The 12,082-nt window shown below is 75.2% G+C and carries 10 protein-coding genes; 8 read left to right on the top strand and 2 right to left on the bottom strand.

Going from position 1 to position 12,082, the window contains the following annotated elements; all coding sequences use genetic code 11:
- Window positions 1-172: 172 nt before the first annotated feature.
- The gene (locus BJP59_RS19390) at window positions 173-1,375 is read left to right on the top strand and encodes an MFS transporter (protein ID WP_228485465.1); all 1,203 of its coding nucleotides are present in this window, start codon (window positions 173-175) and stop codon (window positions 1,373-1,375) included.
- A 67-nt stretch (window positions 1,376-1,442) separates the two neighbouring features.
- Here BJP59_RS19390 and BJP59_RS19385 read toward each other — a convergent pair whose 3' ends face one another.
- Window positions 1,443-2,018, bottom strand: coding sequence for a helix-turn-helix domain-containing protein (locus tag BJP59_RS19385; protein ID WP_194521799.1), 576 nt, complete (start codon window positions 2,016-2,018; stop codon window positions 1,443-1,445).
- Between the two features lie 47 nt (window positions 2,019-2,065).
- On the opposite strand from BJP59_RS19385, the gene BJP59_RS19380 reads away from it, so the two are divergent.
- The 7 genes from BJP59_RS19380 to BJP59_RS19350 all read left to right on the top strand — a co-directional run bounded on the left by BJP59_RS19380 (window position 2,066) and on the right by BJP59_RS19350 (window position 10,963).
- On the top strand, window positions 2,066-3,016 hold the full coding sequence (locus BJP59_RS19380; protein ID WP_194521798.1) for a class I SAM-dependent methyltransferase: 951 nt from the start codon (window positions 2,066-2,068) through the stop codon (window positions 3,014-3,016).
- An 87-nt stretch (window positions 3,017-3,103) separates the two neighbouring features.
- Window positions 3,104-4,090: an NAD(P)/FAD-dependent oxidoreductase gene (locus tag BJP59_RS19375; protein WP_194521797.1), complete on the top strand. Its 987-nt coding sequence runs from the start codon at window positions 3,104-3,106 to the stop codon at window positions 4,088-4,090.
- Window positions 4,091-4,245: 155 nt separating this feature from the next.
- On the top strand, window positions 4,246-6,054 hold the full coding sequence (locus BJP59_RS19370) for a pyruvate dehydrogenase (RefSeq protein WP_051028717.1): 1,809 nt from the start codon (window positions 4,246-4,248) through the stop codon (window positions 6,052-6,054).
- Entirely contained in the window at window positions 6,051-7,673 is a 1,623-nt protein-coding gene (locus BJP59_RS19365; protein WP_194521796.1) for a RecQ family ATP-dependent DNA helicase, read from the top strand. The genes BJP59_RS19370 and BJP59_RS19365 overlap by 4 nt, the downstream gene beginning before the upstream one ends.
- 65 nt (window positions 7,674-7,738) lie before the next feature.
- Entirely contained in the window at window positions 7,739-8,758 is a 1,020-nt protein-coding gene (locus BJP59_RS19360; protein ID WP_086149360.1) for a phosphotransferase family protein, read from the top strand.
- Window positions 8,759-8,902: 144 nt separating this feature from the next.
- Window positions 8,903-9,373 carry an NfeD family protein gene (locus tag BJP59_RS19355; RefSeq protein WP_021482495.1) on the top strand — a complete coding sequence of 157 codons (471 nt, stop codon included), beginning with the start codon at window positions 8,903-8,905 and terminating at the stop codon, window positions 9,371-9,373.
- A gap of 120 nt (window positions 9,374-9,493) precedes the next feature.
- Window positions 9,494-10,963: a flotillin family protein gene (locus tag BJP59_RS19350; RefSeq protein ID WP_034652746.1), complete on the top strand. Its 1,470-nt coding sequence runs from the start codon at window positions 9,494-9,496 to the stop codon at window positions 10,961-10,963.
- Between the two features lie 94 nt (window positions 10,964-11,057).
- Here BJP59_RS19350 and BJP59_RS19345 read toward each other — a convergent pair whose 3' ends face one another.
- A complete protein-coding gene (locus BJP59_RS19345; protein ID WP_194521795.1) occupies window positions 11,058-11,954 on the bottom strand; it encodes a GAP family protein in 897 nt (298 codons plus the stop codon).
- Window positions 11,955-12,082 lie beyond the last annotated feature (128 nt).

Genomic DNA, 12,082 nt, shown 5'->3' with positions numbered 1-12,082 from the left:
CGGCCGGACGGCTTCCGGGTGCGACACTGGGACGGTGGTCCAGGATTCCCCGTCGCGCGCTGACGACCCCGAGAACCCCGAGCACCGGCGGGACGACCTGACGACCGAGGGGACGACGTCGGGCACCGCGCCCGAGGCCCCCGTCCGGGCCTCCCGCAACCCCTACCGCGCCGTGCTCACGCTGCCCGGCGCGTGGCGGTTCTCCGCCGCGGCGCTCGTCGCGCGCCTGCCGATGTCGATGGTCGGCATCGGCACGATCCTCATGATCCAGGGCATCTACGGCGAGTACGCGCTCGCGGGACGCGTCGCGGCCGCGCTCGTCGTGGCGCAGGCGGTCGTGTCGCCGCAGATCGCGCGCCTCGTGGACCGCACGGGGCAGCGCGTCGTCATGCTGCCGCTGCTCGCCGCCGCGACGCTCGGGCTCGGCGGGCTCATCCTGTGCGCCGTGCTCCGCGCGCCCGAGTGGACGCTCTACGTGTTCGCCGCCGTCTCCGGCGCGACGCAGGGGTCGTACGGCTCGATGGTCCGCGCGCGCTGGACGCACGTCGTGCCCGACGCGCGGCGCCTGCACACCGCGTACTCGCTCGAGTCCGCGCTCGACGAGCTCGTGTTCGTCGTCGGGCCCGTGCTCGCGACCGTGCTCGCGACGAGCGTGTCGCCGTCGGCCGGCCTGATCGTCCCCCTGGTCGCGGCGGTCGTGGGCGGGCTGTGGTTCCTGTCCCAGCGCGCGACCGAGCCGCCCGTGGTCGTGCCCGAGGCCGGCGTCAAGCAGCGCTCGGCCATGCGGTCGACGGGGATGGTCGTGCTCGCCGTGATCTTCGTGGCGATGGGCATCGTGTTCGGCGCGACCGACGTCTCGACCATCGCGTTCGCCGAGGAGGAGGGCCAGAAGGGCGCCGCCGGCGTCATCCTCGCCGTGTTCGCCCTGGGATCGCTCATCTCCGGCCTCGTCTACGGCGCCCGCCACTGGGTGTCCCCGCTGTGGCGCCGGTTCGTCATCGGGATCGTCGCGCTCGCCGCGGGCGTCTCGCTGTTCTTCTTCGTCACGTCGATCCCCGTCCTCGCGGCGGTCATGTTCGTCACCGGGTTCGCCATCGCGCCGACGCTCATCAACGGCAACAACCTCGTGCAGAACCTCGTGGCCCCGACCCAGCTCACCGAGGGCCTCGCATGGGTCGGGACATCGCTCGGCGTCGGGGTGTCGATCGGGTCGTCCGTCGCCGGGTCGCGCATCGACGCGGGCGGCGCGCACGCCGGGTTCGAGGTCGTCGTCGCGGCGGCCGCGCTCGCCGTCGTGCTGGTGCTCGTGGCCCTGCGGTCCCTGCGACGCAGCGCCGACCGCGAGGACGTCGCGGACGGCACGCCGGCCCACTGACGGGGGCGCCGGATCGCGCCGGGGGAGCATCGACCGGGTATCGGTCCGGCCACGGCCGGCGCGACGCTCAGGCCGGGTCGGCGCCCGAGAGGTGGGCCCGCTCGCCCTCCTGGTCGAAGATCGTGAGGATCTCGACCGGGCCGTCGTGCGCGCCGAACGAGTGCGGCACCATCGTCGAGAACTCCGCCGCCTGGCCCTCGTGGACGAGGATCCGGCGGTCCGCGAGGTAGACGACGGCCGTCCCGGACAGCACGGTGAACCACTCGTGCCCCGGGTGGACGCGCTGGTGCTCCGGCCCGACGGCGCGCTCGGGCGTCAGGCGCATCTTCGCGACCATCGTCCCGGTCCGCTCGCGCGACAGCAGCCACGTGGTCTCCCCCGGGCGGCGCTGCGGCTCGGGCCGGATCACGACGTCCTCGTCGTCGACGGGCTCGACGAGCTGGTCGAGGGTCGTGCCGAGCGCGCGGGCGATCGGCACGAGCTGGTCGAGCGCGATGCGCCGGTTCCCGGTCTCGATCCGGCTGAGCGTGGACGGGCTGAGGAAGCAGCGCGCGGCGAGCGCGTCGAGCGTCCAGCCGCGCGCGAGCCGCAGCCCGCGGATGCGCTGCCGCACGACGGCGTCGAGGTCCGGTTCTTGCGTCATGAGCAAAATCCTATGCTCAGCGCGCACGGCCGTCCTACGGTGGAGCCATGGACCTCCCCGCCCCCGGGCGCTCCGCGCCCACCCCCGACGCCGCCGCCACGGGCTCGGGCTCCCCGCAGCGCGCCGGTCACGCCCCCGGGCACCCCGCTGAGCACGGTCACACCCCCGGCGACGCGCCCGGGCACGGCCACACCCACGCCCACGGCCCGCACGACGGCGCCGGGCTGGCCGAGCTGCTCGAGCTCGACGCGCTCGTCTTCGGGCATCTCCTCGACGAGGCCGTGGCGGTCGCCGTCGGGCACGCCCCGGCCCCGACGTGCGCCGTCGTCGACCTCGGCGCGGGGACCGGCACCGGCACCCGGGCGCTCGCGCGGGCGTTCCCGGAGGCCGAGGTCGCCGCCGTCGACGCGGACGCCGCGATGCTCGACCGCCTGCGCGCCCGGCTCGCCGGGACCGGTCTCGCGGACCGCGTGCGCACCGTCGAGGCCGACCTCGACGCCGGGTGGCCGCCCGTCGGCGTCGCGGACGTCGTGTGGGCGTCGGCCTCGCTGCACCACGTCACCGACCCGGTGCGCGTCCTGCACGACGCCCGCGACGCGCTCGCCCCGGGCGGCCTGCTCGTCGTCGTCGAGATGACCGCGACGTCGCCCGTCCTGCCCGACGGCGCGGACCACACCGACCTCGCCGCGCACCTCGAGAGCGCCATGGCGCACGCCGGCTGGAACCGCTACCCCGACTGGACCCCGTACCTGACCGACGCCGGGCTGGAGGTGGTGGACCGGCGCGAGCCAAGCGCCGTCGTGCCGCCGGGGCCGGACACGTCCCGCTGGGCGCACGCCACCGCGCTGCGCCAGCGCGAGCACCTGGCGGACCAGCTGGAGCCCGCCGACCTCGCCGCGCTCGACGCCGTGCTCGCCGCGACCGCGCCCGGCACCACCGACCACACCGTCCGCGCCCGGGGCGGCCGCGTCGTCTGGGCCGCCCGCCGCCCCCGCTGAGTGCATCGAACAGTCGCCGTCCGGGCCGATCCCCGCGACTGTTTCACGCACTCAGCGGTGGACCCCCGTCCCCTGCCGAGGAGAGTCATGGACACCCCCACCGAGAAGAACGCCCCCTACGACGTCGCGATCGTCGGCGGCGGGCCCGCCGGGCTGAGCGCGGCGGTCACGCTCGCGCGGTCGCTGCGGTCCGTCGTCGTGCTCGACGCCGGCGAGCCCCGCAACGCGCCCGCGGAGGGCGCGCACAACCTGCTCGGGCGCGAGGGAGTGCCGCCGCGCGAGCTGCTGGCCACCGGCCGCGCCGAGGCCGAGGGCTACGGCGCCGAGGTCCGCGACGCGCGCGTCGCCCGCGCCGACGGCGACGCCGGGTCCGGCTTCACGCTCACGCTCGACGACGGCGGGACGGTCCGCGCGCGCCGCGTGCTGCTCGCGACCGGCCTCGTCGACGAGCTGCCCGACGTCCCCGGGGTCCGCCAGGGCTGGGGGTCGAGCGTGCTGCACTGCCCGTTCTGCCACGGGTGGGAGGTCCGCGGGCAGCGGATCGCGGTGCTCGCGACCGGGCCCGCGGCGGCGCACCAGGTGCTGCTGTTCCGCCAGCTCACCCCGCACGTCACGCTGTTCCAGCACACCGCCCCCGAGCCCGACGACGCCACGTGGGAGCAGCTCTCGGCGCTCGGCGTGCGCGTGGTCGAGGGGGAGGTCGCGCGGCTCGACGTCGACGGCCGGTCGGTGCGGGCGGTCGTGCTCGCCGACGGGACGTCGTTCCCCGTGGACGCGGTCGTCGTCGGGCCGCGGTTCGTCGCGCGCGGCGAGCTGTTCGAGCAGCTCGGCGGGACCCTGGAAGACCACCCGGCGGGCCGGTTCGTGCCCGCCGACCCGCGCGGCGCGACCGCCGTGCCGGGCGTGTGGGCCGCGGGCAACTCCAGCGACCTCATGGCGCAGGTCGGCGCGTCGGCGGCGGCCGGGGTCATGGCCGGCGCGGGGATCCACGGGGAGCTCGCGCAGGCCGACGCGGCGGCGGCCGTCGCACACCGCCGGACGCCGTTCGCGGCACACGCCGAGCCCGCGGTCTGAGGCGTCGGCCCGAGGCACCGGACCGGGCCCGCGGCCGGGAACGACCGCGGGCCCGGCCGCGCGGAGGGTGACGCACGAGACGCCCGCTCGCGCTGCGCGGCCGGGCGGCCCGTCGCACGATGGAGGACGACCCCAGCCCACCGTGGAGGTACGTCATGCCGTTCGGAATCGGTCGCTCCCCGCAGGACAAGCGCAACCGCACGGTCGCCGACCTGCTCGTCGCGCAGCTCATCGAGGCGGGGGTGCGCCGGATCTACGGCATCGTCGGCGACAGCCTCAATCCCGTGGTGGACGCCGTGCACCGGTCCAACGCGGGCGAGAACGCAGGCAAGGGGATCGAGTGGATCCACGTGCGCCACGAGGAGGCCGCCGCGTTCGCCGCGGCTGCCGAGGCCGAGGTCACGGGCAGCCTCGCGGTGTGCGCGGGGTCGTGCGGGCCGGGGAACCTCCACCTCATCAACGGCCTGTACGACGCCAACCGGTCGCGCGTGCCGGTGCTCGCCATCGCGAGCCACATCCCGAGCAAGCAGATCGGCACCGGGTTCTTCCAGGAGACCCACCCCGACCGTCTGTTCACCGAGTGCTCCGTCTACTCGGAGATGATCTCGAGCGCCGAGCAGGCGCCGCGCGTCATCAACTCCGCGATCCACCACGCGTACGGCGCCCGCGGCGTCTCCGTCCTCACGCTCCCGGGCGACGTCGCCGACCTCGACGCCCCGGCCGCCGTGCCCGACGTCGCGTGCCGGCCCGCTCCCCCGCGCGTCGTCCCCGACGCGACCGCCGTCCAGCAGCTCGCGGACGCGATCGACGCCGCGAAGAAGGTCACGATCTTCGCCGGCGCGGGGGTGCGCGGCGCGCACGACGACGTGATCGCGCTCGCCGACAAGATCGCCGCGCCCGTGGGCCACTCACTGCGCGGCAAGGAGTTCATCCAGTACGACAACCCGTTCGACGTCGGCATGTCCGGCCTCCTCGGCTACGGCGCCGCGTTCGACGCCATGCACGACTGCGACCTCCTGGTGCTGCTCGGCACCGACTTCCCGTACGACCAGTTCCTCCCGGAGTCGGTCCGTACGGCGCAGGTCGACGTCGACCCGACCCACCTCGGCCGGCGCACACGCCTGGACCTCGCCGTCGTGGGCGACGTCGGCGAGACGGTGCGCGCGCTCCTGCCGCTCGTGAAGAAGGCGCGCTCGCGCAAGTTCCTCGACTCGATGGTCGCCAAGCACGAGAAGGCGATGACCGGCGTCGTCGGGGCGTACACGAAGAAGGTCGAGCGCACGACGCCGATCCACCCCGAGTTCGTCGCCGACACGCTTGACCAGGTCGCCGCCGACGACGCGGTGTTCACCGTCGACACGGGCATGTGCAACGTGTGGGCCGCGCGGTACATCACGCCCAACGGGAAGCGCCGCGTCATCGGGTCGTTCATCCACGGCTCGATGGCCAACGCGCTCCCCCACGCCATCGGCGCCGCGGCCGCCGGGCGTGCAGGGGGCCGCGAACGCCAGGTCGTCGCCATGGCCGGCGACGGCGGCCTCTCGATGCTGCTCGGCGAGCTCGTGACGCTCAAGCACTACGACCTGCCGGTCAAGGTCGTCCTGTTCGACAACGCGAGCCTCGGCATGGTGCGCCTCGAGATGCTCGTCGACGGGCTGCCGATGTTCGGCACCGAGTCGCCGCCCGTGGACTACGCCGCGGTCGCGAACGCGATCGGCATCCCGGCGGTGCGCGTCGAGAAGCCGAAGGATCTGCGCCGCGCGCTCCAGGAGGCGCTGAACCGGCCCGGCCCGGCGCTCGTCGACGTCGTCACCGACCCCCGGGCGCTCTCGATCCCGCCGAACATCACCGCGGGCCAGGTCCGCGGGTTCGCGGTCGCGATGAGCAAGGAGGTCCTCGGCGGCGGCATGGGCGAGGTCGTCTCGATGGCCCGCGCCAACCTGCGCAACGTGCCCCGCCCGTGACCGACGAGCCCACCCTCGCCGACGTCCGCGACACCGCCCGGGAGGTCTTCGGCTACCGCGACCTGCGCCCCGGGCAGCGCGAGGCGATCACCGCGCTCCTCGACGGCCGCGACGTCCTGCTCGTGCTGCCCACGGGGGCCGGCAAGTCCGCGGTCTACCAGCTCCCCGGCCTCGAGCTGCCCGGGCCGACGCTCGTCGTCTCGCCGCTCATCGCACTCCAGCAGGACCAGGTGCGCTCCCTCCTCGAGCTCGGCGACGACGACGCGCGGGCCGCCGCCGTGAGCTCGGCCGTGCCCGCAGCCGAGCGCCGCGCCGCGCTCGAGGCCGCCGCCGCGGGCGAGCTGGAGTTCCTCTTCCTCTCGCCCGAGCAGCTCGCCAACGAGGAGGTGCTCGACGCCGTCCGCGCGGCCCGGCCCAGCCTCGTCGCGGTCGACGAGGCGCACTGCGTCTCGACCTGGGGGCACGACTTCCGGCCCGAGTACCTGCGCGTCGGCGAGCGCCTCGACACGCTCGACCCGCGACCGCCCGTGCTCGCGCTCACCGCGACGGCGTCCCCGCCCGTGCGCGAGGACGTCGCCGAGCGCCTGCACCTGCGCGACGCCGCGGTGATCGTCCGCGGGTTCGCCCGCCCGGGGATCGCGCTGGAGGTCGTGCGCACCGTCGAGGCGGCGGACAAGGACCGCGCGGTCGTCGAGCGCGTCCGCGCGGAGGCCGAGCACGGCGTCGGGATCGTCTACGTGGGCACGCGGCGTCGCACGACCGAGGTCGCCGACGCGCTCGCGGAGGCGGGCCTGCGCACCGCGGCCTACCACGGCGGGCTGCGGAGGGCCGAGCGCGACGAGGCCCAGCGGAGGTTCACCGACGACGAGGTGGACGTCGTCGTCGCGACGTCCGCGTTCGGCATGGGCATCGACAAGCCGGACGTGCGGTTCGTCGTGCACGCGGACGTCCCCGGTTCCCCGGACTCCTACTACCAGGAGGTCGGCCGCGCGGGCCGCGACGGTGAGCCCGCCGTCGCGGTGCTGTTCTACCGGCCGGAGGACCTGGGCCTGCAGCGCTACTTCGCGGTCGGCGTGCCCGACCGCGACGACCTCCGCGAGGTCGCGCGCGCCCTGGGCCGGGGCGGCCCGGCGTCGGGCACGTCGTCGTCAGGAGGGCGGGCCCGGCTGCCGCGGCGTCTCGCACGCCTGCGCGCGCTCGTGGAGGACGCGCGGGCGCTCGCCGGTGAGGACGCGCGCCCGGGTGCGGTGGCCGACGTCGCGCACGAGCTCGCGGAGGCCCGACGCCGGGTCGACGACTCGCGCCTGCAGATGATGCGCGCGTACGCCGAGACCCCGCAGTGCCGCCGCCAGTTCCTGCTCGCCTACCTCGGCGAAGAGCTGCCCGAGCCGTGCGGGCGCTGCGACACCTGCTGGGCCGGCACCGCGGAGGAGAGGGTGGCCGACGACGCGTCCGCGCCGTGGTCGACGGGCACGACGGTGCGGCACCCGGAGTTCGGCGAGGGGACCGTCATGGGCTACGAGGGCGACGACCGCGTGACGGTGCTCTTCGAGACGCACGGGTACCGGACCCTGAGCCTCGACGCGGTGACGGACCAGGGCCTGCTCACGGCGTCCTGACCCGCCGCCGGCGGCCGGCGCGGGCGCGCGTCCGGCGCCGCCGCCCCGGCCGGTAGCATCGCCGCGTGCTCACCAGGACGACGGTCACGGACGACCAGCTCGCGGCGCTCGTGGCGCCGCTCGGCGAGGCGCTGCGGTCCGAGCCGCTGAGCGGCGGGATGTTCGCGAGCGTCTTCGCGGTCGACCTCGCCCCGCGGCCCGGCGCGACGCCCGACGACGTCCCGGGCCGCGTCGTCGTCAAGGTCACGGGCGCCGACACGTCCCGGCTCCTGCGCTACGAGCACGGCATCCCCGGCACCGAGGCGGCGGCCTACCGGGCCGCCCACGCCGCGGGCCTGCCCGTCCCGGAGGTGCTGCACGCCGACCTCACGCGCGAGCACGTGGACGGCGACGCGCTCGTCGTGACGTTCCTCGACGGGACCCTGTGGAGCGCGCGCGAGGCCGACGCGGCGGAGTCCGCCGCCGTCCGCCGCGGGCTCGGGTCGTTCATGGCGCGGCTGCACCGGATCGCGGGCGACCGGTTCGGCTACCCGGCGCCCGCGTCGGGCCTCGCGGCGGCGACCTGGCCCGACGCGCTCACGCGCATGGTCGACGCCGTGCTCGACGACGCGCGCACGTGGGAGGTCGAGCTCCCGGAGGCCCGGGTGCGTGACGCCGTCGCGCGGCACCGCGACGTCCTCGCCCGCGTCGAGGTCCCCCGGCTCGTGCACGCGGACCTGTGGCCGGGGAACGTGCTGCTCGCCCCGGACGCCCCGCGGATCGTCGGCGTGCTCGACGCCGAGCGGTCCCTCTGGGGCGACCCGCTGTTCGAGCTCGCGGGGGCCGACCAGCTCGGGTCCGGCCCCGTCGACGCGGACCTCCTCGCGGGCTACGCCGCCGAGGGCGGCGACCTGGGGCTCGGCGACGGCACGCCCGGCAGCGGTGACCCCGCCGCGTGGACGCGCCTGCGCCTGTACCGCACCTACCTGTCGTGCCTCCTCGCCGTCGAGGTGGTGCCGCGGGGGTACGAGGGCGACTGGGTCGAGGGGTACGCCGGCACCGCCCGCGCCAACCTGCTGCGGATGCTGGACGAGCTGGGCGTCTGAGACTCCCGCGTGGGGAGTCCTCCCCATGTGACGTACCTCCTGATCGCCCCACGGCATGGTCGAGTCACGGTAAGGTGTGCGTACGTTCACGACAACTCCACACGCCACTCCCGCGCCGTGGCCACCCGTCCGAGGGGACCTCGCATGATCGCGTTCATCGTCATCGGCATCGCCGGACTCGCCCTCCTGCTCCTCTCGCTGCTCGTCGGCGAGATCGTCGACCTGGGTGACGGCGCGGTGTCGGGGACGACGCTCGGCGTCGGTGGCGTGGTGTTCGGCGCCGTCGGCGTGATCGTGGCGTCCAACGACCTGCCGACGTGGCTCGCGTACGTCGGGTCCCTCGTCGTGGCGCTCGTCGTCATGGTGCTCGTCCAGCTGCTGGTCAAGAACCTGCGCGCGTCGGAGGACGGCGTCCCCGTGTCCCTCGTGGGCGTCCAGGGCACCGCGACCACCGCGATCGACCCCGCGCGCGGCGAGGTCTCGCTCGACGCGGCGCACGAGCTCGAGCGCCGCCTCGCGTGGTCCGACGAACCGATCCCGGAGGGCGCGCGCGTCGTCGTGCTCGAGCAGTCCGGGAGCCGCGTGCGCGTCCAGCGGCACTACCCCAACGACTGAGGTCCGACGGACCGACCACGACGCCCCGCGCGTCGTCCCGTGGGTGCCGCGCACCCGCACGACTGCCGCACGTCCTGACCTGCCCGCACCCACGGAAGGAGACGCGCCCCGGCGCGGACCATGTTCGACGACACGAACCTCATCACGACCCTGGCGATCGTCGCCCTGGTCATCGCGTTCTTCGCGGTGGTCATCTTCATCAGCAAGCGCATCCGCCGCGTCCCGCCGAACGAGGCCCTGGTCATCGTCGGCCGCGGCGCAGGCCGCAAGGAGGCCGGGGGCAGCGGGCAGAAGGTCGTCGTCGGCGGCCGCACGTTCGTCTGGCCGATCCTCCAGCAGGGCTTCTCCATCTCGCTCGAGCAGCGCCAGATCGGCATCACGGTCGAGGGCGTGGACAAGAACCGCATCAAGATCGCCATCAAGGCGTCGATCAACTTCAAGGTGCGGGGCGACGAGGAGGGCGTGCGCCGCGCGGCCCAGCGCTTCCTCTCCCAGCAGGGCACGCTCACCGAGATCATCAAGGAGTCGCTCGAGGGCTCGCTGCGCTCCATCGTCGGCGACATGACGATCGAGCAGATCATCTCCGACCGCAAGGGCCTGTCCGACCGCGTCGTCGAGTCCACGAAGGCCGACCTCTCGGAGCAGGGCCTCCAGGTCGACCTGCTCAACATCTCCGACATCTCGACGCCCGGGTCGGACTACCTCGCGAACCTCGGCCGCGCCGAGTCGGCCCGCGCCCGCCAGGTCGCCGAGGTCTCCGAGGCCGAGGCCCAGCGCGCGTCGGAGTTCGCCGTCATCGAGGCGGCCGAGCAGATCGCCGAGCGCCAGAAGGCCCTCGACCTCAAGCGCGCCGCGATCAAGGCCGACACCGACCGCGCCAACGCCGAGGCCGAGGCCGCGGGCCAGCTCGCGCGCGCCGAGCAGGACCGCCTCGTCGCGCAGCAGGAGCGCGAGGCGCTCGCCGAGCAGGCGCGCGTGACGCAGGAGCGCCTCGACATCGAGGTCCGCAAGCCCGCCGAGGCCAAGGCGTACGCGGAGGTCCAGGAGGCCAACGCGCGTCGTGACGCCGCGAACGCCGCCACCGAGGCCGACGCGTACAAGCGCACCGTCATCGCCGAGGCGAACAAGACCGCGGCCATCCAGGACGCCGAGGCGTCCGCGCAGGCCGTGCGTCGTGCCGGTGAGGCCGAGCGCGACCGCCAGGTCGCCCTCGCGGCCGGTATCCGGGCCGAGGGTGAGGCCCGCGCCGCGGCGATCGAGGCCGAGGGTCGCGCCGAGGCGGCGGCGACCGACGCCAAGGCCGACGCGCTCCAGAAGTACGGCGAGGCGGCGCTCGTCCAGGAGCTCATCGAGCGCCTGCCCGAGATCGTGCGGGCCGCGGCCGAGCCGATCGGCAACATCCAGGGCATGACCGTCGTCTCGACCGACGGCGCGTCCGCGCTCACGAAGAACGTCGCGTCCGTCCTGGGCGAGGGCCAGGGCGTCATCAAGCAGCTCACCGGCGTCGACATCAACCAGCTCATCGCCAACCTCGCGGGCACGCAGCTCGCGGGCTCGGGCGACGCGCCGACCAACGGCACGTCGCACTGACCCACCCCGCCGAGCATGCGGCCGTGGCCCGTCCGGACCTCCGGGCGGGCCACAGCCGCATGGTCGGCGAGCCGGCCGGCATAACCGGGGCCGGTCAGGCCCAGCCGAGGCGCCCGAACGCGTTGAGCGCGAGCAGCACGCCCAGCGCCCCGAGCACCCAGCCCGTCATGTCCGTCGCGTTCTTCGTGAGCCACCGGTCGAGACGGTGCAGCACCGGGTCGACCGCACGCGCCGCGACGAGCCGGCCGAGCAGCAGCAGGAGCGCGGGAGCGACCATGACGACGCAGTACGCGGCGAGGATCGCAGCGTTCCCAGGCCAGCCGACGTCGGACGTCGTGACGATCCCGATCGCGGCGAGGTACGGCAGCATCGTCCCTACCTCGATCGCGACGGCACCGAGGGCCAGCCCCATGAGCGGCAGCACCGACGAGCGCGTCCGGACCACCCCGGTCCCGACGGCGTCCGCCTCGATCCCGAGCGCACGCTCGCGCCACCGCGAGAGCCTCCCCGGGCGCGGGGTCGCCGACGGCGCGCCCGGCCCGGCGGTCGCGGCACCGGCACCGGTCCACGGGCTGGCCCCCACGGCGTCGGGCCGGCCGGCGGCGGACGGGGCGGCGTCGGACTGCGCGGCCTTGCGCGCCGCGCGCTTGCTGTCGAACCGGAAGCTCAGCGCGAAGAGCGCGATGCCCAGGAGGAGCTGCACGATCGCGGCGGCTCGTGTGTCGAGCGCGTCGCCGAACCGGTCGAGGAACGCGCCCGCGCCGAGCAGCACGACGATCCCGACGGCGAGGTAGAACCCCGCCACCGTGCCGAGGTACACGAGCACGCGCCCCGCACGCAGCCGCCCGGGCGCGAGCAGGAGCCACACGGGGATGAGCAGCGTGCCGAAGCTCGTGGAGTCGATGAGCGCCAGCACGACGAGCACGCCGGCCATGGCGGCCAGGCCGAGGCCCGGACCGCCGACGGCGTCGAGGTCGAGAGGGAGGTCCATGCCCCCGAGCCTCCCGTCCGGCGACCGGCGCGTCGTCCGGCGAACGACCGATCCGTGCGCCCCGTCGCGGGGCCGCGGAGGCGCGAGGGGGCGTGGTGCCGGGGACGGACGCGGGCGTCGTACACCGT

Source organism: Cellulosimicrobium sp. JZ28 (genome assembly GCF_015327065.1).
Taxonomy (GTDB): domain Bacteria; phylum Actinomycetota; class Actinomycetes; order Actinomycetales; family Cellulomonadaceae; genus Cellulosimicrobium; species Cellulosimicrobium funkei.
This window is presented reverse-complemented; position numbering and strand designations above follow the sequence as displayed.

Bases quoted from the DNA above. Each gene is read 5' to 3' on its own strand.
- BJP59_RS19350 (WP_034652746.1), top strand. From the start codon at position 9,494: ATGTTCGACGACACGAACCTCATCACGACCCTGGCGATCGTCGCCCTG.
- BJP59_RS19375 (WP_194521797.1), top strand. From the start codon at position 3,104: ATGGACACCCCCACCGAGAAGAACGCCCCCTACGACGTCGCGATCGTC.
- BJP59_RS19345 (WP_194521795.1), bottom strand. From the start codon at position 11,954: ATGGACCTCCCTCTCGACCTCGACGCCGTCGGCGGTCCGGGCCTCGGC.
- BJP59_RS19370 (WP_051028717.1), top strand. From the start codon at position 4,246: ATGCCGTTCGGAATCGGTCGCTCCCCGCAGGACAAGCGCAACCGCACG.
- BJP59_RS19380 (WP_194521798.1), top strand. From the start codon at position 2,066: ATGGACCTCCCCGCCCCCGGGCGCTCCGCGCCCACCCCCGACGCCGCC.
- BJP59_RS19355 (WP_021482495.1), top strand. From the start codon at position 8,903: ATGATCGCGTTCATCGTCATCGGCATCGCCGGACTCGCCCTCCTGCTC.
- BJP59_RS19385 (WP_194521799.1), bottom strand. From the start codon at position 2,018: ATGACGCAAGAACCGGACCTCGACGCCGTCGTGCGGCAGCGCATCCGC.